The organism is Waterburya sp., from assembly GCF_058530065.1.
On the sequence record NZ_JBZNBU010000131.1, the window covers coordinates 1 to 24,194 of the forward strand.

Sequence of the window (24,194 nt, forward strand, 5' to 3'; positions counted from 1 at the left end):
TTACCGCTACCATCAAATACTCTTAAATAGGTATCGGCACTAAATTCTTCATTAACAGTGGTTCTAATATTAACCGTAGCATCAGCATTGGGAATAAAGCGATAGATATCTATATCGCGATCGCCCACTATAAAACCGCTATCATTACCTAAATTAGCAAAGATGCTTTCCCCTGAAGTCAGATTTTTTACCCCACTACTGTCGATAGTGTTATCAGTAAGATTGCTCGCTTCTGCTAGGGGAATCAAATTACCGCTAATAGTATAAGTTCCCGTATCTCCTCCCGAACCACTACCCAAAGCAAAAGGATTAAAATTCTGATTGCCAAATCCCGTAACTGCCACATAATAATCTGTATTGGGGGCGACTTGATAGCGCAACAAAGAATCCGCAGTATCAGGGCGATCGCTCACGCCCAAACGTTGTCCTTGGCTATCAAAAATAATGGCTACGGTATTGACGGGATCTTCTTCGTTGGAAGTTACGGAAATATCTAAGATTCCCGCTGCTCCCGAATTAATTTTATAAAAGTCTACATCTCGATCGCCCACCACGCGATCGCCATCTACGCCAATATTTGCCAAGCGATCGACAATCGGCAAGGGAGTAACTTCAGAAGCTTGAGTAATACTACCGTCGAGGTCATCATTGACAAACGTGGTAATTAATTCGTATTGTCCTCCCGCACCAGTTTCAGGACGGTTATTGAAATTATTAACATCGTAGTTTTGATTGGAAAAGTCGGAAACTCCTACATAATAAATTTTGCCCCGTTCGACTCTGGTATTGATAAAACTATCGGTATTGTGACCGTAATTGCCAGGGGTATAATTGTCATTATCATCAAAACTGCCAGATACCAATTCCGTTTGTTCGGGGTTTGACAAAACGATTGCCGAGTTATTGGGATCGTTAAACTCAATTGCCATTCCGTTGTTATCGGTGGCTAAATCGTTATCGCTAGCAACTGGGGAATTATTAGGAGTGGTAATTTCGTTACCTTCACTATCAAATAAGCGAACGTAAGAATCAACGAAATCTTCTGGGAAGGGAGTATCGATATCAATAGATAAAACTCCATTATCGGGAGCGACAATACGGAAGAGATCCACATCAGAAACCCCCACTGGTTGCCCGTAATCCGTACCGATGATGCCTAGAAAAACTAAAGGATCGAGATCGCTGCCCACATTAACGTCAGACGCACCACTAATTAATCCATTCGGATCGGCATTGCTCAAACCAAACTGAAGGGAATAATTGCCCGTATCTCCATCAATACCACTACTAGGAACATTAGGGTCGTAATTAATGTTGTTATAACCGCTAATTCCTACATAGTAAGTACCTGGGTTTAAATCCACATCCAAACGAGAAAAAAGATTGCCCCCATTAAGATCGATATCGTCGTTGTTAGCAATTTCATTACCATTAGGATCGAACAAACGAATGTAGCTATCAAAATTCTCAGGATTATTAGGATCGGCAGCTACTTCTATACTGACTGTACCTGGGGAGGCTACCTGAAAACGATAAATATCAACGTCATTGTTTCTGACATTTTCCCCATCTCGTCCGATGGTATTAAAAATAGGCGCAACTGGCTCGCCATCTAGAGTAGGAGCATTTATTGCCCCAGCGATCGTGCCGTTAGAATCTCCTGCAATCAGATTATCGGGATTATTTTCTGGGGTTGGCGCAAAATCATCCGATCGCCTTTTGACCTCGGAAACGGCATTATAAACATTAATCCGAACATAAGTATCCTGGGTGTTAGTTACATTGTCGTCTTCATCATCTCCATCTATAATCGTATCCCCCGTAGAAACCAAAATTTCCCTGACTTCTTCGGGAGTTAATAAACGTCCGTTAAACTGCAACGATGCTTCCTGTAAAAGAGCTACCGTACCTGCTACATGGGGGGAAGCTTGACTCGTACCGCCAAAAGCAGTAACTCCACCCCCAGGAACGGTACTAGTAATAAAAGCTCCTGGGGCAAATACCACATTGGGCGAGTCTAAACGCTGGCTAAAACTGGCAATACGATCTGTTCCTGTACTGCGGTCTATACTGCCACTTTGCCAAGTAATGTTTTCTTGAGTTCCATCTTGCCATACAGCCCCGACAGCGATGGTGCTAGAAATAGCAGGAAAGGCTAAATTTTCTCGATTTAACGTTTCAGAATTGGTAAAATAGTTGTTCCCTGCCGCACCGACTACAGTAATGCCCGCATTTTCTAAACGTTGAATATCGTCAGAAATAATCGATTGGGACAATCCTGCTTCGGAGGTGAAAAAACCCGTTCCCAAGGATAGATTAACCGCTGTAATGTTATATTGTCCGCGATTATCAAAAACCCACTCTAGGGCATTCTCTACTTCTAATAAAGAACCACCGCCATTCTCATCCAAGACTCGCAAACCAATTAAACCCACATCGGGAGCAACGCCAATAGACTCGTCTGTAGCTCCAATCGTCCCTGCTACATGAGTTCCGTGTCCGTCGGGATCGGCAGGATCGGGGTCGTTATCGACAAAATCAAAACCAGCAACATAGTTAGGAGCGAGTAAAGGATGGGTAGTATCTATACCCGTATCAATAATTGCTACACTAAAACCACTGCCGTCTATTCCCGCAAAGTCAGGATCGTTACGCAATTGAGTTAGTCCGATCGTATCGAAGGCTGGATTGTTTCCTGAGTTGGCTTGCTCGATGGAGATCTGGCGATCGTCGATAGTAGTTTGTCTGTAATCTGATTTGGCAGAAATTCGAGCAATTTCGGCGGAGGAAAAAACTTTATCTTTAGTTAAACCTGTAAAAAGATAACCTTCATCCTCTAGAGTATCGCGATCGCCAAAATTCTCCTCTAAACTAAATTCTTGAGCCAAGTAGATAGTATTTGTCTCCTCAGAATATGCCCCTTGGGCAAAATCAATTTGTGTTTCAGGAACAATTTGAATCAGAGGAAAATTGCTAAAGTTATTACTAGTTTCTGCTTCTAGCCAATCAATTGCCAAGTCTAGATTAAAATTAAAGTCGAAGGCAATTTGTAGAGTCTCTTCTCTTGGAGAAGAATTAACCAAAGTTATGAGGTGATTTTGGGCTAAAAATAAAGACTGACTGCTAATTTGTGGCTTAAATGGACTCATGAAATCTAGAAAACAATTTTAGTTTCTAACTTCATACATAACACAAAATTAGTACTATTTGCTCTGAAATATCAGTAGAAACACCGATTTTATTTTAAGAGTTTAAATTGAGTTTCGATATGTAATCGCCAGTTCGGCGATCGACTACAATTAAAAAGGATTGAGTTTTGAATCCGATCGAGGTAAACAATTGCTCTCTTTGAATTCAAGCCAGCTTAAAGTTAATCAATAATATGAAATTTTTATCTAATAAATTGAGTGTTTACCCCATAGTTTTAACTATTGGCTGTGGTTTGGGGTTTTTAGGCAGTCATTATGTCAAGCGATCGGAAGTGGTTACTCAATCACAAGTTTATCCCGCGATCGCTCCTACTCAGTCCAGTCCTACCACCGCAGGACAAAACCCAGGAGATATTAACTTTATCGCCACTGCCGTCCAAAAAGTAGGTCCTGCGGTAGTCCGAATCGATGCTTCAAGGCAAATTTCCAGCAGTCTACCCGATAATTTAAAACATCCTTTATTACGCCGTTTTTTTGGCAATGAGGGCAACAACTCTTTAGAGTCCATGCCAGAAAAATTTGAGCGGGGTACGGGTTCTGGATTTATTATTGCTGCCGATGGTCGTCTGATTACTAACGCTCATGTAGTAGATGGAGCAGAAAAAGTTCAAGTGACTTTAAAAGACGGTCAAGTCTATGAAGGCAAAGTAATTGGCACTGATTCTTTTACAGATGTGGCAGTAATTAAAATTGACGCTCAAAATCTACCAACAGTTAATATGGGCGATGCAGAAAGCTTGACCCCTGGAGAGTGGGCGATCGCTATCGGCAATCCTTTAGGTTTAGATAATACAGTCACAGTAGGTATCATAAGTGCTTTGGGTCGTTCTAGCTCTCAAGTAGGAGTCCCCGACAAACGAGTCCGTTTCATTCAAACCGATGCTGCGATTAACCCTGGAAATTCTGGAGGTCCTTTGCTTAATTCGAGGGGGGAAGTAATCGGGATTAATACTGCAATTCGAGCCGATGCTCAAGGCTTAGGTTTTGCTATTCCCATCGAAACCGCTCAAAGGATCGCCAATCAATTATTTGCCAAAGGACAGGCAGATCATCCCTATCTAGGGATTCACATGATTAATATTACCCAGGAAACAAGAAAAGAAATCAATCAAAGTCAAGATTTTAATTTTAAAATTGCCCAAAATGATGGAGTTTTGATAGTCAGGGTGATTCCAGGTTCTCCTGCGGAGAGAAGCGGTTTAAAACCAGGGGATATTATTAGTAAAGTAGGCAATAATTCGGTAAAAACTTCTCTTCAGGTACAAGAACAGGTAGATGCTAGCGAAATCGGCTCTAGATTACCAGTAGAAATCTTACGCCAGGGTAAATCAAAAACTCTACAAGTCATACCCACTGCATTTCCTAGGGAGCAGATTTAACTGAAGGATGAATCAAATTTATGATAGCGAGCTAGTTTCGGGATGATTGAAGCAGAAGTTCATTCATCTTTAAGAGATTATTTACGGGAACATGGAGATAGAGATTTTCCCCATCACTTAACCATGGCGCGTTTGATTGCTAGAGCTTTGCGCTTAGATCGTCCTGCATTAATGCAAACTGGTAGTAGTGTCAGCAAATACTGTCTGAGTTATTTAATGCCCATTCTGTTGGGAGAACGTGGGGTAATTATTGTTGCTCCTGAAACGACACAACGCTATTTGCTAGAAACCGAAATTCCCAAATTGCAAAATTGGTTGGGAACGAACAAACCCGTGCGCCAGGGGGATGCTTGGCAAGATAGCGATCGCCTGTTACTAACTACTCCCGAACAATGGTTGAGCGATCGCTTGAATCAGAGCGGTAAGTTTCCCCCCAATATTCCGACAATTATTGAAAGCGCGAACTATCTGGAAGATTGGACGAGAAATTTACTAACTATTAGGATTGGAGAACGAGATTGGCAGGATTTAGCCACAAAAACTCCCGAATTTGCCGATTTAATCGATCGCATCAAAGCTTTACTTACCGAATCTATTTTGGCTCGTCCTCAAAATCCCTACGGCAATCATATTTTGTTGCGCTCGGAATTAGATTCGATTATTTATCTTTGTCGGATCTTGGCAGACAAACAATTGCTCGCGGGCAAGTTTCAGGAATTTTGGCAGAGATTTTCTCAAGAATATACCATTTCTTGGATTTCTCGCTCTCCTGGAGACTACAAGCAAAGGGATTGCGAAGCTAGAGCGGGCGGAAACGCCGAATTTAGTTCGGCTTGTTCCACGCCCGCTAGAAGGCATCGCATCTCAGACTGGTTTGCCATCAATCTCGCCCCTGGAGAAGTAAGAAACTACCTACAATCAATTTGGCAACAGCAACCAATAGTCATTTTGGGAGGTTTTCTCGATATTGACAGCACCGCCACCAATTACAAACAATTGTTGGGTTTAGATACAGAGATGTTAAGTCTTAAATTTACTCCCAACCGCCAAAACGATCGCATCAAGCTATATCTACCAGATCGTCTTCCTTTACCGAATACCCCCGATTTTCAATCTGCCCTAATCGAACAAAGCTTGCTCTTGGTTAGTCTGGGGAGCAAACATCAAGGCTTAATCGTGCTTATCTCCGATGACGTACCCCTACAGGGAAAAGTAGGTGCGGCTTTGGCAGCAGAATTTGGTTCGCGAGTTAAAGTAGAAAGCACTAATGCTAGCGATCGTAATATCCTAATTTGTAGTTGGTTTTTTTGGCAGCAACATCAAGAAAATTTACCCAATCCCAGATTAGCGATTATTGCTACTCTCCCCATACCTTCCTTAGAAAATCCTCTCGTAGCCAACCGCGTAACCTATTACAAAAACCGTCGCCAAGATTGGTTTCGACTCTATCTTCTACCCACAGCCCTAAAAACCCTCGAACAGATAATAGTTCCCTTGCGAGAATCCCAAAGTATTATCGCTCTACTAGACAATCGAGTCAATTCCCGCAGTTATGGCAGAGCAATTCTTTCCATCCTCGAACCTTGCGCCAGAATTAACTATCTCGATCCCACTTGGTTTGGCTATCCTAATTCTTAATTAGATCTCATCAAAATTATCTGTAGTTAACTCTCTCTACCGCTCAATAAGGATTTTATTAATTTACTTGACAACTCATAGTCGTTATGAGTATGATTTATATGTTGAAATTTTAAAACAAAATAAATTCTTTAATCAAGGAGCAAAACAACCATGATCGATACAGTACCTAGCGTAGTTTTCAAAACCAGAGTGAGAGACGAATCCGTCGAAGGACCTAATCCTTTTCGCTGGCAAGATAGAACTACCGAAGAACTTTTTAAAGGCAAAAAAGTAGTTGTCTTCTCGCTTCCTGGTGCATTTACTCCTACCTGTTCTTCCACTCACTTACCTGGATACGAAGAAAAATATGAAGAATTTAAAGCTTTAGGTGTAGACGAAATTATATGTATCTCAGTTAACGATGCTTTTGTAATGTTCCAGTGGGGCAAACAACAAGGGGCAGAAAAAGTTTTCTTGCTTCCCGATGGGAACGGCGAATTTACGCGCAAAATGGGAATGCTAGTTAACAAAGATAATTTGGGCTTTGGGATGCGTTCCTGGCGTTATTCAATGGTCGTTGACGACATGAAAATCGAAAAAATGTTTGTCGAGCCAGATTTTGGCGATAACTGTCCTACAGATCCTTTTGAAGTGTCCGACGCAGACACTATGTTGGCATATTTGAAAGGCGAAAAATAAACACTTCAATCTTGTAGGGACATCTAACTAAATGTTCCTACAGCAAACATTATGGGAGCGATCTATTTAGGCGCGATCGCATCATTGGGTGCGGGCTTGGCTACTGCGGTGGGAGCGTTACCAATTTTCTTTACTGCTCACCTAGATAAAAAATGGCAAGGTATTTTATTAGGGTTGGGTGGTGGAGTAATGCTAGCAGCTACGGCATTTTCTCTGATTATTCCTGGTAAAGAAGCTGCGGTAGACTTAGGCTATTCCCAATCAGAATCTGCACTAATAATTAGTATTGGTACGATTTTGGGGGCGGGTTTTTTATGGCTATTGCATAACTACTTTCCCCACGAACACTTTAATCAAGGCGCAGAAGGCAAAATCACCGAAAATTTTCAAAGGATTTGGTTATTTATCATTGCCATTACGATCCACAATTTTCCTGAAGGCTTGGCAGTGGGAGTGGGCTTTGGTGACGGCAGTATTTCCCACGGCTTACCTTTAGCATTAGGCATTGGCTTGCAAAATATGCCTGAAGGTTTGATTGTGGCACTAGCATTGAGAGAATTAGAATATTCGATCGCCTATGCCTTTGGAGTATCTCTCCTTACAGGGTTAGTCGAACCCGTTGGTGGTATTGTCGGAGCGAGTATTGTAAACTTCGGACAGGCATTTCTACCTTGGGGAATGGCGATCGCAGCAGGAGCAATGTTGTTTGTAATTGTCGATGAAATCATTCCAGAGATAGATCGCGAAAGTATCGCTCAAGAAGGAACATTAGGTATTATGACTGGTTTTGTGACCATGATGTTTTTAGATATGGCGTTTGGATAATCAAGCAACAAACGATCAACTTAAAGATCTACTAGCAGCCAGTCTAATAAATAATTGAAATAGATAGGATTAATTTTCTAAACTAAATAAATACCAAGGAGGAATTGATTATGGTTTCCACTGCTGACAAGCAAAAGCTTTACAGTACTCGCATCGACCTTGCTGAAGATATTCGCGTTAAAGAGATCGAACTGTTGAATCAAACTTTGGCGGCAACTTTGGATTTGAAAACTCAAACCAAACAGGCACACTGGAATGTTAAAGGCATGGACTTTTATCAGTTGCACGAACTGTTTGATGAAATGGCAACGGAATTAGAAGAATATGTCGATATGGTTGCAGAGAGGGTTACCGCTTTGGGTGGGGTAGCTATGGGTACTGCTCGTATTGCTGCTGATAATTCCATCATTTCTGAATATGATTTGGGTGCAGTGACAGGTGCAGAACACGTAACGGCTTTGGCTAATAGTTTTGCTACATATGCCAAGCACGTCAGAGAAGCTATCGATACTACTGACGACTTAGGAGATGCAGACACGGCAGATCTTTATACTGAAATCTCTCGCACCGTTGATAAACGTCTTTGGTTCTTAGAAGCACATTTAGTTTAATGATTTTGCTTTAGGGACTAAAAGTTAGAGAATTAATTATGAATACTTAGTAATGAATTCTCTAACTTGGAAAACTATGGCAGACACTAAAGGTGCAGAAGCGGTAGATAAAGCGATCGCATTAGGACAAGATCTCGATGGTTCGCCCATTCCTGAGAATAAACTATCGCTGTATAACAAAGTGATGGGGTTTGAAGCAGGTAGGCAAAGAAGCGGAGTCACCAACACCATGCGATCCGAAGGCTACGCGAAGCGTAATCGCGTACCGTCAGAATTGGCGCAAAACACCTACCTCAAGACGAATTAAATCAAATGCTGCTTGATGCGGAGTTTCCACCCTTAAAAGATAAAGAAATTGCTTTTTACTACGGCGGGAAGTAAAGCCTAAAATATCAGGAATATAAGAGTAGAAATAGTTATCTAGTCTTATATTCTTAATTATCTGGCTCGATTATTATGATCGATTTGTAATCCGTTCGTTCGATATTCTTTTCTTTGAAGTTATGGGTTAAAATCTGGATTGCTCTGTGATTTGACAATGTGTTTGTTCTTAAGGAGTTTTACTCCTAACAAACTCATACCAGAGAGGAGTAAACCAAGTCCAGGACTAAACTCAAAGGGAACTTCTACCCCGTTTCCTGCAAACTCAGAAAAAGCAAAAGCACCAAAACCCCCACTGCCAACAAAATCGATTTCCAGTTCTTTTATGTCTTGTTGGGCAAAACCGCCAACTATGGCTAGGGCATTTTCTCCCCCAACATATTCTCCAGAGTTGAGCAAACTACCATTGGTACTGGTAATAGGAGTATTAGCTTGTGAAGAATTAAATTTAACCGTTTCTGTGGTGTTGTCAGTAAAGGTAACAATAATATCTCCTTCGGCATCATCAACAATAACCACGCTTTCTAATCTAACCTGGCTTAAAATGTTGTCGTGGGTAAAGTCAACTATAATATCTCCACCACCATCATCATCTGGTACGCCATCCCCAGAATTTTCTTCGACGATTAGCAAGTTACCTTGAGGTGTTGTCTTGAAGTTAACATCGGGCTTAGATCCATTAGGGTTAACGCCATCTCCTGTAGCTAAGTCAGGATCTCCATGATTGTTACCATTATCACAAGCGTTGTTGTCTGGTGCTGCTGCGGAATTACTTCCGCCGTGAGGAACACACTCACTATCAAACAAACCCAAATTACCACCAGTAGCAGTTATATCAATACCGATAGGATTCCAAAGTTCGCCAATATTATTTTGTGTCGTATTATAAGTTTGAGCGGGGTTAGAATCTGACAAATCTAGATCTATGGATTGTCCGCCAGCACTATCTAAATCGTTTGCCTCTAAATCTACGCCATAGTTAATACTTCTAGTACCATTGGTATTTATAACAGCGGGATTTTTAAAATCTATCGAAAAAGCTAATACTTTTGGGTTAAATATTAAATCACTAGTGACTGTGCCTAATAAAGTACATATGAACAAATTGTAAAAATTGAAAGAAAAATTTTTGACAACTTGAAAATAAAAATAATTCATAATCGTTAAACATACAGCCGTTTTCAGTTGAATAGCTCTCTTGGAAAATTTACTAGTTCGTAGTTTTTAGTTTTTAGTTCTTAGTTTTTAAAGTTTAATTATGTGGTCTACCCATGTGAAAAGCGCAGTAAATTTCGTTTAATAAATATATGGATTTTGGATGTCAATGTTATCTTAACTACTTTCCAATTAGACGAAATCAGCAATTTAACCGTCTTTCAAGCAAACTTCAAACAAAAGTTGCCAATTAAAATAGTCAATTTTACAGAAGAAAAAATGAAATTTAAAGTACAAATTAGGATTTATGGGGAATGAGGCAAATTTGAAGAGTATTTTTGTATTTTTACTGTATTGTAGTTAACTAATTGAAAAGCCAATAATTAATCCGAGTACATAATTATAATTATGGCAGATACTAAAAATGCAGAAGCGATCGTTTTATCTATCGCTTTTCAAGTATTCAGAATAAAAATATTTCATAGTCTTTCAATATACCGCTCATCTAATTTTCATAGAGACAAAACATAATAGCTATTGCTGTATAAGATAACGTTGAGGTTATTACTATACTTTTGATTACCGTACATAATTTGTTCGCTAAACTAAATAATTTCACGGAAGGAGATAACCATCATGAGTTACGATTACGATTTATTTGTCATTGGTGCGGGTTCGGGGGGTATTGCCACTGCTAGAAGGGCTGCCCAGTATGGCGCAAAAGTAGGTATCGTAGAAAGCGATCGCTTGGGAGGAACTTGCGTCAACCGAGGTTGCGTTCCTAAAAAATTAATGGTCTACGCTTCCCATTTTCCCGATGCTTTTGAAGAGTCGGCAGGATATGGTTGGACAGTAGGAGAAAGCAGCTTTAACTGGAACAAAATGATTACGGCGGTAAACAATGAAGTCGATCGCCTTAACGGTATTTATAGCAGAATGCTGGATAATTCTGGGGTTGAAGTCTTTGAGGGTTCTGGTAGGTTTATCGATTCTCATACTGTTGCCATTGGCGATCAAAAGGTTACCGCCGAAAAGATCTTGATCGCAGTGGGGGGCAAACCTTTTAAACCCGACCATATTGAAGGTATCGAACATACCATTACTTCCAGAGAAATCTTTAACGTTCAAGAACAACCCCAGCGCGTCGTGATTATTGGTGGCGGTTATATCGGGATCGAATTTGCTTGTATTCTCAATGGTTTGGGTTCGGAGGTAACTTTGGTAATTCGTAGTGAAAAAATCCTTAATGGTTTTGATGAGGATATCCGCGATGAAATTCAAACTGCAATGCAGAATCACGGTATTAAAGTTATCAATAATTGCGATTGCGATCGCATGAAAATTGAGAAAACCGATTCTGGCTTAAAAATTACCGTACCTACCAGAGACAAGGGAGACACTACTATTATTGCCGATGCTGCTAGTTTGGCTGCAACGGGAAGAAAACCCAATCTGGAAAATCTAGGTTTAGAAAACACTGGGGTTGAAGTAGTGAATGGTGCTGTAGCAGTAGATGAATATAACCAAACTGCTGAAGATCATATCTATGCAGTAGGCGACTGTACTGATCGCATTAATCTAACTCCCGTAGCCATTAATGAAGGTAGAGCTTTTGCCGATACCCACTTTGGTGGAAAATCTCGCCAGATGAGCTATGAAAATATTCCTACAGCTGTGTTTACTACTCCCGAAGCTGCTACCGTCGGCTTAACCGAAGCAGAAGCCAGAGCCAAATATGGCGACGCAGTTAAAGTTTATCGCAGTAAATTCCGTCCCATGTATTATACTCTTCCAGGAAAACAAGAAAAAACCTTGATGAAGTTAATCGTCGATACCAACACCGACAAAGTAGTTGGGGCGCATATGGTAGGAGATAGCGCGGCAGAAATCATTCAAGGAGTGGCGATCGCCGTTAAAATGGGTGCAACTAAAGCAGATTTTGATGCTACTGTGGGCATCCATCCTAGTTCGGCAGAAGAGTTTGTCACTATGCGCTAACTCTGCCCATAGACAATGGAAAATTAAACGATCAGAGCGATCGCCTTATTCGATAAGGCGATCGTTTTTTTAAGTCAATATAAATAACCCATAACCTATGACCCATAATGGTTTAACCTTAGATTGAGCCAAAAAATATACAAAACTGCATATCCAATACTACTTGATAAATAAATATCTTTAGAAGCAAAACAACTCAAGTAAAACTGGAGATATAAATCATGTTTAATACTGATGACAACCTAATTTTTGACAATAACAATTTAACTGCTGCTTTTGAAGCCAATAACGATCCCCTAAGTTTAGATGTTGCTGCCAATAATACCGCTCCTGTAGGGCGTAGCATTGGAACTCTTTCCGCAGACAATTTTGTTATCGATCGCACCCAGGAAATTACAGTTATTTCGGGCAATGGCAACGTTGATTTTGGCGAAGGGCTATTTGATAATATCGATCTTTCTGATGTTTCTGTAGAAGCGGTGGTTAATTATAATCCTGCTACCATTGACGGCGGCGGAGTAGTAATCGATCCTGGGGATGGGGCAAGAGTATTTGACTATATTGCTTTAGCCGATGGTAGAGAAATTCTGTTTGAAGGAATCGATCGCGTGACCTTTGCCGATGGTATTGAAGATTTAACCGTAACTCCCAACGATCCTCTATTCGATCTACAGTCTAATCTCCACATTACAGGAGTACACAACGCTTGGCGGTTTACTCAAGGTTCTAATGATGTCTTAATCGGTGTTAAAGATACTGGTTTGGCGATCGATGCTAATGGGGATTTTCACCCCGATATTCGACGCAACGATACTTTATTTTTTAACGGCAATAACATTGGTTTAAGAGGCAATCTAGCGGACGATTTAGCATTAGCAGATGGTCAGGTTCAGCCCACTTCTCACGGTACTTCAGTTAACGGAATTATTGGGGCGGGAACTGATAATGGCGAAGGTATAGCGGGTATTAACTGGAATTCAGAAATCTATAATATCGATATTTTGGGGGGAGATGTAGGAGATCTGGGTACTGCTGTAGCAACTCAAGAAGCAATCAATACTGCTAAAGGTCAAGGACAACAGTTAGTGATCAATCTCAGCATTCAGGTTAACGATAGTTTTGACGTTCTCAATCCCATTCATAACGAATTTTATAATGTAGTTGCCAACAATCCCGACGTTCTGTTTGTCGTTTCTTCGGGCAACTTTGGGAATATAGGAAGAGAAGGACTTTCTTCTCCTGCTATTTTGGCGAGAGAATTTAATAATGTTATCGCAGTAGGGGCTGCTGCAACGGATACGAATTCCCAAGGTAATCCCGTCGCCCCTGGCACTAGACTAGAATTCTCTCAATTTGGCGAAGGTTTGACCGTAGTTGCCCCTGGAGACGTACCTAGCGTTAGTGCTGCTGCTGATGGGGAATTTAGCTACGACTTCTTTAATGGTACTTCTGCTGCTGCACCCCATGTAACGGGGATTGCTTCTTTAGTGTGGAGTGCTAACCGAGATTTAACGGCTGCTGAAGTCAAACAAATTATCTCGGAAACTGCCTACGATTTAGGCGCGATAGATTATGACTTGTTTACTGGTCACGGTATGATTAATGCGGATGCTGCGGTCAGAAAAGTGATCGCCTTGGGAAGAGAATCAACTACTGCTACAGTTTAAACTAAGATTCTAATCATGTTAAAGAGTAGAAAGTATCGACGGGTAAGTAATTGGTTATGGTTAGCTGCGGGTGGATTGTCTATCGTTTCTAGTTCTCCTGCCTCAGCCCAAAGTAATATTATTCCCGACAATACTTTGGGTGACGAACCTTCTGTGGTGAATACTGAAGCAGAATTATCCCTCGAACTCATTACAGGGGGAGCGCAACGGGGAAACAATCTTTTTCATAGCTTTCAAGAATTTAATGTTGCTGAGGGAAGAAGTGCTTATTTTGTTAGTACCGATGCCAATATTACTAATATTCTTTCGCGGGTAACTGGCAACAATATTTCCGAGATTTTTGGTACTTTAGGCACTTCGGGGGCATCCCAGCCTAATTTATTCTTAATTAACCCCAACGGTATTATTTTTGGCGAAAACTCCAGTTTAGATGTGAGCGCATCTTTTACCGCTACGACAGCTAATAGCATTCAATTTGCAGAACAGGGATCTTTTAGCGCGACTAACCCTGAAACTCCTCCTTTACTTACAGTTCAACCATCGGCTTTTTTCATCAATCAAATCGATCCTGGCAATATTCAAAATAACTCGATCGCTGAAATTGAAACAGAAGATAGTTCTTCCGAAGTTGTTGGGTTGCAAGTACCAGTAGGCGAAAACCTTTTGTTTGTCGGCGGTGATATTACTCTAGATGGCGGTAAAATCTTTGCTCCTGGAGGAAATGTGCAATTAGCAGCCATAGGAGGAGAAGAAACGGTAAATCTAGTTAATGACGATCTACTGGGTTTGAATATTTCTGAAACTATAGCTAAAGGGAATATCTTTTTGAGCGATCGAGCTAATATCGATGTAACTGATGCGCCTCAAGGTCGAATCAGCTTGGAAGCAAGAAATATTAATATCTCAGATTTTAGTAGTCTATTTGCTAACTCTGAAGCAGGATTGATCGATCTACAAGCAACAGAAAATATTCAAATTGGCAGAAATACTATCAATGGTGGCAGTATTAATTTACAATCACAATCTCTTTTTTTAGATGGTACTTCCATCATAGTTAGTAATTTTGGACGGGGAGAATCGGGGGATATCGCACTTAAAGCTGGTGAATCGATCTCGATCGCAGGAGGAAGTCTTAGAAATCAGACTACAGATGTTGCTGGTGGCAATATCAACATCGAAACAAATTCTTTTTCTCTGACTGATGGGGGAAGAATCAGTACTGTTAGCTTGGGAGATGGAAAACCAGGAAATGTTAATATTAGAGCCAGAGACTCGGTAATTATAAGTGGGGTAGATCCTACATTTGGCTTATCTGGTGGCATATCAACTACGATCAATTTGCCTTCAGATTCGGGAGAAAGTAATCAAAGTGGTGACATCAATATCGATGCTGGATCTTTGTTGTTGACAGAAGAAGCTTTTTTAAAATCAGGAACTTTTGACGGTTTGAGTACTGGTGGCAAGATTAATCTCAATGCAGATAATATTACCTTAGAAGATGGAGCAACAATTTTCACTACGAGTGCCAATGGCGGTAGTATCGACATCCAAACCCAAGATTTAGCAATACTCAATAGTTCAATTCAAGGTGGGATTGGTATTGCATCGGGTTTTACTGGGGCAAAAGCTGGAGATATTAATCTTAATGCTGACAACAGTATATCTATTGAGAGCAGTGCAATATTTAATCAAGTAGGTGTACCAAGAAATAATAATGCTACTGGAGATGGTGGCAATATCTTGATCGATACTAAATCTCTAGAACTTACTAATCTTTCCCTAGAAACTAATAATACCTCGCAAATAGTTGCTCGAACTTTTGGCGATGGAGATGGCGGAAACTTGATCATTAATGTTGAGGAGTTGACTCTTAAAGAAGGTTCGATTATTTCTACTTCTACTGGAAGTAGAGGAAGAGGGGGCGATTTAACAGTCAATGCTGCCGAATCTATAGAGTTGATTGGTGGTGCGATTGATAATCTTGATAATCCTCCTACTAGTTTACTTTCCCAAACAGCAAGTATAGGGCAAGGGGGCAACATTAGATTGACAACGCCAAATCTAATTATTAGAGATGGTGCAGGAATTTCTACTCAAACGTTTGGTGAAGGACAAGGGGGAAATATCGAGCTTCAAGTTGCTGATACTATCGAACTAATTGGCGTATCTTCAGGGAATGTTTCATTACCTAGTGGAATATTTTCGTTAACTTCTGGCTTATTTACCGACAATCCAGCAGGAAAGGCAGGAAATTTAACCGTTGAAGCTGGTAATTTGAACGTACGAGAAGGAGCGAGAATAGATGCTTCGACTACTAGCGATGGTCAAGCAGGAGAAGTTGATATATTAGCGTTTGAAACAATAGAGTTAGATGGTTTTTATAGCGGCATATTCACTGACACTTCAGGGGAAAATCTTACAACCAATTTCGATAATGCTGGCAATGCAGGTGATTTGGAAATTATTACCAATAATCTGAATATTAACGAGCGCGCTAGGATTTCTGCCACTACTTCTACTGATGGTAATGGAGGAAATATTACTATTGTTTCTAACGACAATTTATTTATAGAAGACAATTCGAGCATTGCTGTCAGCAGTACTGGTAATGGAGTGGGAGGTAATATTAACCTAGAAACTGCTAACTTGAGTTTGGATAATAATTCTCTCGTTACGGCACAAACTTTTTCTTCTGACGGGGGCAATATCGATCTGCAAGTTACAGATTTATTGACTCTAGACAACCAAAGTAACATTACTGCCACTGCTGGTACTGCCGAAGCGGGGGGAAATGGAGGCAATATTAATATCGATACGGAATTTATTATTGCTTTTTCAAACGGTAGTAACGATATTACTGCCAATGCTTTTGAGGGAAGGGGAGGCAACATTGAAATTTCGGCGGAGTCTTTATTTAACATCGAACCCAGACTTTCTACTCCCCCCAACGATACTAACGATATCGATGCTAGTTCTCAATTTGGTTTGAATGGAGATATTTCCATCGATACTCCCGATGTCGATCCCGCTAGAGGCTTAGAAAATCTTCCCAATAATATAGTCGATGCTTCCCGTTTGATTACCCGCAATTGTTTGAGTAGCGGTAACGAAAAACTAAATCAATTTGTCATTACTGGTAGGGGTGGTTTGCCCAGCAACCCCAATCGCTTGTTATCTGGAGATGCTACCCTTTCAGCAGACTGGCTAACTCTACCCGACAAGATCGAACCATCTTCTGTATCTGTAAAAAACTCTCCAGTCTCGATCGCAAGTAACCCGATTATTGAAGCAAAAAATTGGAAAATCAAACCAGATGGTACGGTAGTTTTGTTTTCTCCTTCTGATACAAACAACATATCCGACCTATTTTTAAATGCTGATAGTTGCGATACTTTTTAGTAGATATTTAATTGGATATGTTTAAGTTAAAGCGATCGCTATTTTTATTTTTATTATCTTTTTTTCTGGTATTAACTCCAATCACCCAGTCACCAACTCACCCAGTCACCAACTCTCCAACTCACCCAGTCACACAAATCATCAAACAAGGCAGACTATTATACGAAGCAGAGAAATATAGCGAGGCAATTAAAACTATTCAACCCGCAGTCGCCATCTACCAAGAGAAACAAGACTTTCTTCGCACTGCCATGGTGCATAACAATCTGGCTTTAGCCTATCAACAGTTGGGCAAACAACAACTAGCCCAAGAGAATATCGATAAGAGTTTCAAAATCATTAAAAATACGCCTAAATCTATCGAACAGCAAAGTATACTCGCCCAAGCTCTAGATATTCGGGGCAAACTTAACTTAAATAGCGGTAAAGCAGAACAAGCTTGGTCAGATTGGGAACAAGCAGTAATTAACTATCAAGCAATTAATCATAAAGTTGGTATAACTCGCAGTCGTATTAATCAAGCTCAAGCCTTACAATCTTTAGGGTTTTATCGTCGGGCTTTACAAACTTTGGAAAAAGCTCAACAAGCACAGAAACTAGATAATGCTTTAATTTGGCGATCGCTCGGTAATATTTTTTTGGCTATGGGCGAGTTAGATCGAGCAGAAGATTCTTTATTACTTAGTTTAGATTTAGCACGAGAATCTAATTCCATCTCGGATATTAGTTCGGCTTATTTTAGTTTGGGTAATTTAACTCGATCGCAAGGAGATTTGGATGAAGCAAAAACTTACTATCAACAAGCGATCGCAACTACCTCCGATCTTGCGTCTGAAGTGCGATCGCGTTTGAATTTACTATCTATTTTAATTATCAAAGAAGAGGATTATTTAACTGAAATAGACCAAATTAAATCTTTATTACCTAAATTACCTCTCAATAGGTTTAAAATATACGCTAAAGTCAATTATGCTCAAAATATCTTTAAAATAAATCAAAATATAGATACTGTAAAAGATATCTTAGAAGCAGCGATCGCTCAAGCACAACAACTCGAAGATCCTCAAGCCGAAGCCTATAGCCTAAAGAGTCTGGGAGAATATTACGCCCAAAAACAACAATGGCAATCAGCGATCGCCTTAACCCAAAAATCCTTAATTATCGCCCAACAAATAGATGCTAAAGATATTGCCTATCAAGGACAATGGCAACTAGGGAAAATATATCAGCAGCAAGGAAAAACCGAACCAGCGATCGCAGCCTATCAACAAACCGTAGAGCTATTACAAGCTTTACGGAGCGATCTCGTAGCGGTAAGTTCTGAAGCGCAATTTACTTTTAGAGAAAGTATCGAGCCAATTTATCGTCAATATGTCAGCTTATTGCTCGATTCTGCCGAACCAGGGGCAGAAAAACTGATTGCAGCCCGCAGCGCGATCGATTCTTTGCAACTAGCCGAACTAGAAAACTTTTTTCAGGCTACCTGTCTTAATGCCCAAACAGTGGCGATCGATCGTCTGACAGACGAAGGAGATTTAGCCACGGCATTTATCTATCCCATTGTGCTGGCAGATCGCTGGGAAATTATTCTCAAACTACCCCAACAGCCACTACGTCACTATACTACTCCCATTGAAAATCCCGATCGCACCGAGCGAATATTAACTAGATTCAGTCAAACTCTGGCACAAAGAAACAGTCGCGAAACCCTACCCTTAGGAAAGTTAATCTATAGCTGGCTAATCGAGCCATTATCAGCAGATTTAGCCCAAAGCAAAGTTAAAACTTTAGTCTTTGTCTTAGATAGCAGCCTGCGTAATATTCCCATGTCTGCCCTCCACGATGGCGAACAATATCTGATAGAAAAATATGCCGTTGCCATTACCCCAGGCTTACAACTAATTCAACCTCAAGCGATCGCCAATCAAGATCTTCAAGCTTTAACCGCAGGTTTAACCGAAGCCAGATCGGGCTTTCCGCCCTTAAAATTTGTCGCCAATGAATTAGAAACAATTCAAGCCAAGATTAATAATACCCAACAGCTATTAAATCGAGAATTCACTAATGACGCTTTCCAAGAACAAATAGCCAACATTCCTTTTCCTATAGTCCATTTAGCAACTCACGGTCAATTTAGTTCTCAAGTCGAAAATACCTTTGTTCTGACTTGGAACGATCGCCTTAATGTCAACCAACTGAGTAATCTACTACAGCAAAGCAGTCAACGAGAACAAGTGATCGAACTACTAGTTTTGAGTGCTTGCGAAACCCTCACAGGCGATCGTCGTGCAGCCCTCGGATTGGCAGGGGTAGCAGTCAAAGCAGGGGCACGCAGTACTTTGGCAACTCTCTGGCGAGTTAATGATGAGGCAACATCTCAATTGATGGGAGAATTTTATCAAGAATTAGCAGATCCTACTGCACCCATAACTAAGGCTGAAGCCGTACGTCAGGCACAACTAAAACTAATCCAAAGCGATCGCTTTAAACATCCTCATTTTTGGGCTGCTTATATTCTGGTTGGTAATTGGCTGTAACTGTCTATCGCAATAGCGAATAGCGAGTAGGGAGTAGGGAGTAGTAAGTAGTAAATAAAGGTCTTTCTCTAGAGTATGTACTTTTCCTGAGTGATTATGCAAAAAGTTTTATTTTAAGTACCTAAGCAGAATTATTTGTATATTCCATATTTTCCTAACCCCTAACCCCTAACCCCTAAACCCAATCTCAACTATCCAATTAATTTTGCACAACTACTTATTTTTTATATGTAATTTTTGACATATGTAATTGGATTAGATATTTTGAAGAAACTACATAGCTTCAACCTTAGCAATTGTTCGATCGAGCCATTTCACATACATTTGTTCGTATGCTAGACCATTTTCGAGAGTTATCTGCCAAAATTTGGCTTCTCGCTCCAGATCGAAGCGATCGCTATTTACTGTTGGCGCAGATGTTTCTATTTGAATTTGCCGATACTCCTCTAATTGCTGCTGATGAAGCTGACGTTGAAACCTAAGCTCGTCCAATACGCGATCGCGAGAACCAGAAAAAAACAACCTAACTAATAAACTATACTGACATATAAATAAACAAGCCCATAAATCCTGCAAGGGGGGATGAACGATCGCTCTACTCTTCAGTTAAAGCGATCGCCCTTAGTTCTTAACTAATTGAGAAAATGACGTTGTTAGACAAAAACTAAATCGGAAGTTTCAAATCCATCACCAACTAAAGCAATGAATTCATCAAAAGCTAAGTCAAAAGCACCGTCGCCATCATTGTCTAGGGCAATGGCAACATTATTACCTTCATCATTAACCAAGATCGAATAATCTTCGATGCTACCAGCAAGCTGGATGGTATCTTCTCCAGAAACAAAGTGAGAGATCTCTGCATAGTCATCAAAACCAGATGAACTATACAATGCACCACTTTCATCCCCTAGGACGAAAAGATCTGCTCCCTCTGCACCAGTTAAAGTATCTCGTCCGTCAACTCCGTTGTCATCAGATGCAACATCTTCAGGTGCAACTCCAAACAGAGTTTGATACATGATGCGGTACATATCGGTATTATCTACCGTATCTTCTAGCAGATCGGAATTTAAACCATAGGCTTTAGAAACAATTCCCCCTGCAACATCAGTTCGACTGACGTAAGCTACGCCAAAATCAAAGATATCGCCGTCTGCATCAATATCGCCAGTGGTAAAAGGTGCAGTATCGTTACCAGTTGTACCGTCGAGGGGATATTGAATGCCATCAGCATCATCCCCAAAAGAAGTAAATTCTGATTGCACGCCAATTGTGCCGACAGTTTCGCTATCTTCGTCAACATCGATTACTTCCAAACCACCTGCATCGCTATCAGCAGCGGTCAGAACTAAGGTGTTGGGATCGACGTTGTTAACAAATTCTTGTGCAACGCCAATGGCAGCATCAGCCCGTAAAGTAGCTTCAATTGCTCCCGCAGCATTGTTGTTATTGGGGAAGTTGTCCGAACCTTCTTCTTCCAGGACGACCATAAAGCCATCTTCAGCATGAGTAAATTTATCTAGTGCCAAAGTGGTTTCTAGCATTTCAGCAACCGTAGGCGGGTTTTCGTTGCCAGGTTGTCCGTAAAGAATCAGATTCCCCTCTTCATCCACAAAACCTTCTTCAACTAGTTCTGCTTCATCAGTATCGTTATAAGTGTCTTCCGCAGCAAAAACACCAAGAACTTTTTCTGTATCTGCGGGTAAGGCTGCCAATTCTTCCCGAGTATAGACAACGGTGTAACCTAACTCTTCCGCTTCGGCGATTAGATTGCGTCCGTCTTCGCGGATACCTTCTTCGCCAAAACGCCCCACAGTACCTACGGGTAAATAGTGAATCTCACCACCACCCATAATCACATCAACTCCAGATTCAAGAATTTCTAGAGTAATGGCTTCAACATCGCGACGGCTCTCTACATCGGCTAAAAAAGCACCAGTACCAGGTTCGGCAATAAAACCAGAGTTAATAACTGCGGTGGGTTTGTCAGATGCGATCGCTTCTTCGAGAATAGTAGTGCCTGATTGACCAGAAAGAGAAACAACGGGATTTCCTGCTTCATCTAAACCAAAAGAATCAGCCTGTACTTTGACCCCAAAAGCATGGGTAACTGCCCCTGCATTAGAAGTTCCCACAATGCGGTCTTCCATGTGTCCCAGGTAAACCCCCGCATCGGTCATATTATCCCAGTTTAGTCTGCCGTCTGCTCCTTCGGAGACAAAGCGAGCAGCAGCATAATGAGAAGGACTAGTACCGTCGGGGTGAATAAAGATTACGTTACCCGTATCTTCGGTAGGTTCTGGTGCTTCGGGAATGGCAAAATCGTCGGGAACTCCTGTTGGTGGTGCTAACTCCACATCGAACAAGGTTTCGTACATCAAACGATAGATGCCAGTGTTATCTACCGTTGCAGGAAGTTTTTCGGCATTTAAACCATAAGATTTAGACACAATGCTGCCCGCAAAATCGGGATTACCAGCCCACAAAACACCAAAGTCAAAATTATCCCCATTAACATCGGGTGCGCCAGTAGTAAAGGGTGCGGTGTCGTTACCAGTAGTTCCGTCGTAAGGAATTTCAGTATCGAATGGGGTTTGAATTTCGGTAGTTCCTACGGTTTCAGGGTCGTCAAAAATATCATCTACTTCTAAGCCACCGCCATCGCTATCGGCTGCGGTAACTAATAGAGTGTTGGGATTAGTATTATCGATGTATTCTTGGGCTACCCCAATAGCTTCATCTGCCCGCAATACTGCTTCGATTGTGCCAGCAGCATTATTATTATTACCAAAGTTATCCGTACCCTCTTCTTCTAGGACAACAAACATCCCATTTTCAGGATCGCTAAAAGCATCCAAACCTAAAGTTGCTTCTAACATCTCTCCAACAGTGGGTGGGTTTTCATTACCAGGTTGTCCGTAGAGGATTAGATTGCCATCTTCATCGACGAAGCCATCTTCTTTTAAAGCTGCTTCGGGAACGTCGTTGTAGGTATCTTCCGCTGCAAAAATACCAAGAACTTTTTCGGAGTCGCTGGGTAAAGCTTCTAGTTCTTCGCGGGTATACACCACGGTGTAACCCATTTCTTCCGCTTCTTCGATTAAGTTGCGTCCGTCTTCGCGAACCCCTTCTTCCCCAAAGCGTCCCACCGTACCAACGGGTAAGTAGTGGATTTCGCCACCACCCATGATGACATTAACCCCAGATTCGACAATCTCAGCCGTGATTTCCGTTACCTCGCTACGATTTTCCACATCGGCAAGGAAAACACCAGTTCCAGGTTCGGCAATAAAACCAGAATTAATAACCGCAGTTGCTTTGCCTTCTGCGATCGCTTCTTCCATAATCGTCCCACCTTTACCTGAGAGGGAATTATAGTCATTGCCAAATTCGTCAAAACCATAGCTACCAGCAAAAGGTTTAATCCCATAGGCGTGTGCCACTGCACCACCATTGGAAGTTGCCGTAATGCGATCGTCTAAATGTCCGAGATAAACACCTGCGTTGGTCATCTCGTCCCAGTTTAGTCTACCATCGACACCTACTGAGGCAAAACGTCCTGCTGCATAGTGAGCGGGACTCGCTCCGTCAGGATGGATAAAAATTACACTGTTGTTGTCAGTCATAATTCCTCTTGATTTTGTTATTAATGATTAATTGTGCAAGTCTTTTATCCAATCAATTTGCGATTGCTGAATTATTGACTCTCAGTAATTTCTTGGTTTTGTAAAGTCATCTTTAATACTTACAGAGGAATATTAAGAAAATATAAAAACAATGGTTATTTTTTGTTTAATGTAAAGTAAAGGCGATCGCCAAACATGATTCAAACTTAAAAATTTCTTATAAAAATAAAAATGCTAATCAAACAAAATTAGATGATATCGATCGCGTCTTGGTAGAATTAAATAATTTAATTTGCTTAGAAGAATTAAAAACAGAAATCAATAGCCTAATTGACTTTCTAAAAATCCAGCAAAAAAGAGTAGAAATGGGCTTACTAAAAGTTCCTCTAACTCTGCATTTAGTTTTTTGTGATTCTCTTGGTACTGATAAAACTAATGTAGTTTAGACTAAAAAAATAATCAGAAAATAATTCAGCCAGTTGAAAATAGCTGAAATATAAAACAAATAGTTAAAAACTAAAATTATTGTTTGGATTTTGTTTCTCGCAAAGCCGTTTACCCCGAGCCAAACGGGGCAAGCCCAGCTTCGTGTTCTGGGCAGAGACGCAAAGGTACAAAAGAAGAATTTTTAGCTCTCCTTTAATTAGTAGAAAAACAAAACTAAATACTAAAAACTAAATACTACGAGCAAGCAAAAGTAGTTATATTACTGATTTTCTAGCTTCGGATACAAAATATACATTTTTTAAGGAGAACAAATGAAAACTGCAAAAACTTCAATGACTATAGCAGCAGCAGCGATCGCACTTTTAACCCCAAATGCTGCTTACGCTAGAGTGGCGATATTGATTCCTTAAATTGCGATCGCACACCCCTAAATTTTGCATTTGTATGTTGGTTCGGTAATTTTAGTGTTGAAATTCAGAGCGATCGCTTGTCGGTGTAAGATTTTAAGAAGTGGGCGGAACTCCCCAACCTCGCGAAGCAGGTTGTGGGATGGATAGCCCCGCCGATAGGCGTTATTGAAACAGTTAATAAGAAATTGATGAAATCTTGATACATTAGTAGTTCTAGCTGTTGTATAATAA

13 protein-coding genes and 1 pseudogene are annotated in these 24,194 nt (G+C 40.7%); 10 read left to right on the plus strand and 4 right to left on the minus strand.

Annotated features, from left to right (window positions below):
* Positions 1-3,149 (minus strand): S8 family serine peptidase (locus AC33VI_RS08685; protein ID WP_491781871.1); only part of this gene is annotated, 3,149 nt, incomplete at its 3' end.
* 233 nt (positions 3,150-3,382) lie between these two features.
* Between AC33VI_RS08685 and AC33VI_RS08690 the strand changes: the two genes are divergently transcribed.
* The 6 genes and pseudogenes from AC33VI_RS08690 to AC33VI_RS08715 all read left to right on the plus strand — a co-directional run bounded on the left by AC33VI_RS08690 (position 3,383) and on the right by AC33VI_RS08715 (position 8,724).
* Complete coding sequence (locus tag AC33VI_RS08690) at positions 3,383-4,588, plus strand: HhoA/HhoB/HtrA family serine endopeptidase (protein ID WP_491781872.1); 1,206 nt, start codon at positions 3,383-3,385, stop codon at positions 4,586-4,588.
* A 42-nt stretch (positions 4,589-4,630) separates the two neighbouring features.
* Complete coding sequence (locus AC33VI_RS08695; protein ID WP_491781873.1) at positions 4,631-6,226, plus strand: helicase C-terminal domain-containing protein; 1,596 nt, start codon at positions 4,631-4,633, stop codon at positions 6,224-6,226.
* A gap of 153 nt (positions 6,227-6,379) precedes the next feature.
* A complete protein-coding gene (locus AC33VI_RS08700) occupies positions 6,380-6,907 on the plus strand; it encodes a peroxiredoxin (RefSeq protein WP_491781874.1) in 528 nt (175 codons plus the stop codon).
* A 51-nt stretch (positions 6,908-6,958) separates the two neighbouring features.
* Positions 6,959-7,732 (plus strand): ZIP family metal transporter, encoded by a 774-nt coding sequence (locus AC33VI_RS08705; protein ID WP_491781875.1) that lies wholly within the window; start codon positions 6,959-6,961, stop codon positions 7,730-7,732.
* Between the two features lie 110 nt (positions 7,733-7,842).
* Entirely contained in the window at positions 7,843-8,343 is a 501-nt protein-coding gene (gene dps, locus AC33VI_RS08710) for a DNA starvation/stationary phase protection protein Dps (RefSeq protein ID WP_491781876.1), read from the plus strand.
* A 76-nt stretch (positions 8,344-8,419) separates the two neighbouring features.
* Positions 8,420-8,724: pseudogene (locus AC33VI_RS08715) on the plus strand (small RNA NsiR4-regulated ssr1528 family protein).
* Between the two features lie 120 nt (positions 8,725-8,844).
* Here the strand turns inward: AC33VI_RS08715 and AC33VI_RS08720 are convergent.
* Positions 8,845-9,828 (minus strand): PFE-CTERM domain-containing protein, encoded by a 984-nt coding sequence (locus tag AC33VI_RS08720; RefSeq protein ID WP_491781877.1) that lies wholly within the window; start codon positions 9,826-9,828, stop codon positions 8,845-8,847.
* Between the two features lie 687 nt (positions 9,829-10,515).
* Here AC33VI_RS08720 and gor point away from each other — a divergent pair.
* The 4 genes from gor (at position 10,516) to AC33VI_RS08740 (ending at position 19,480) form a co-directional block, all read left to right on the plus strand.
* Positions 10,516-11,877 (plus strand): glutathione-disulfide reductase, encoded by a 1,362-nt coding sequence (gene gor / locus AC33VI_RS08725; protein WP_491781878.1) that lies wholly within the window; start codon positions 10,516-10,518, stop codon positions 11,875-11,877.
* A 221-nt stretch (positions 11,878-12,098) separates the two neighbouring features.
* A complete protein-coding gene (locus AC33VI_RS08730) occupies positions 12,099-13,544 on the plus strand; it encodes a S8 family serine peptidase (protein WP_491781879.1) in 1,446 nt (481 codons plus the stop codon).
* A 15-nt stretch (positions 13,545-13,559) separates the two neighbouring features.
* Positions 13,560-16,943: a two-partner secretion domain-containing protein gene (locus tag AC33VI_RS08735; protein ID WP_491781880.1), complete on the plus strand. Its 3,384-nt coding sequence runs from the start codon at positions 13,560-13,562 to the stop codon at positions 16,941-16,943.
* A 17-nt stretch (positions 16,944-16,960) separates the two neighbouring features.
* Positions 16,961-19,480, plus strand: a complete 2,520-nt coding sequence (locus AC33VI_RS08740) for a CHAT domain-containing protein (RefSeq protein WP_491781881.1) — start codon at positions 16,961-16,963, stop codon at positions 19,478-19,480.
* Between the two features lie 273 nt (positions 19,481-19,753).
* On the opposite strand, the gene AC33VI_RS08745 is transcribed toward AC33VI_RS08740, so the two are convergent.
* Both AC33VI_RS08745 and AC33VI_RS08750 read right to left on the minus strand, forming a co-directional pair.
* A complete protein-coding gene (locus tag AC33VI_RS08745) occupies positions 19,754-20,002 on the minus strand; it encodes a virulence activator alpha C-terminal domain-containing protein (protein ID WP_491781882.1) in 249 nt (82 codons plus the stop codon).
* 131 nt (positions 20,003-20,133) lie between these two features.
* On the minus strand, positions 20,134-23,106 hold the full coding sequence (locus tag AC33VI_RS08750) for an alkaline phosphatase (protein WP_491781883.1): 2,973 nt from the start codon (positions 23,104-23,106) through the stop codon (positions 20,134-20,136).
* Positions 23,107-24,194 lie beyond the last annotated feature (1,088 nt).

Bases quoted from the DNA above. Each gene is read 5' to 3' on its own strand.
- AC33VI_RS08690 (WP_491781872.1), top strand. From the start codon at position 3,383: ATGAAATTTTTATCTAATAAATTGAGTGTTTACCCCATAGTTTTAACT.
- AC33VI_RS08700 (WP_491781874.1), top strand. From the start codon at position 6,380: ATGATCGATACAGTACCTAGCGTAGTTTTCAAAACCAGAGTGAGAGAC.
- AC33VI_RS08695 (WP_491781873.1), top strand. From the start codon at position 4,631: ATGATTGAAGCAGAAGTTCATTCATCTTTAAGAGATTATTTACGGGAA.
- AC33VI_RS08735 (WP_491781880.1), top strand. From the start codon at position 13,560: ATGTTAAAGAGTAGAAAGTATCGACGGGTAAGTAATTGGTTATGGTTA.
- AC33VI_RS08705 (WP_491781875.1), top strand. From the start codon at position 6,959: ATGGGAGCGATCTATTTAGGCGCGATCGCATCATTGGGTGCGGGCTTG.
- AC33VI_RS08740 (WP_491781881.1), top strand. From the start codon at position 16,961: ATGTTTAAGTTAAAGCGATCGCTATTTTTATTTTTATTATCTTTTTTT.
- dps (WP_491781876.1), top strand. From the start codon at position 7,843: ATGGTTTCCACTGCTGACAAGCAAAAGCTTTACAGTACTCGCATCGAC.
- gor (WP_491781878.1), top strand. From the start codon at position 10,516: ATGAGTTACGATTACGATTTATTTGTCATTGGTGCGGGTTCGGGGGGT.
- AC33VI_RS08730 (WP_491781879.1), top strand. From the start codon at position 12,099: ATGTTTAATACTGATGACAACCTAATTTTTGACAATAACAATTTAACT.
- AC33VI_RS08750 (WP_491781883.1), bottom strand. From the start codon at position 23,106: ATGACTGACAACAACAGTGTAATTTTTATCCATCCTGACGGAGCGAGT.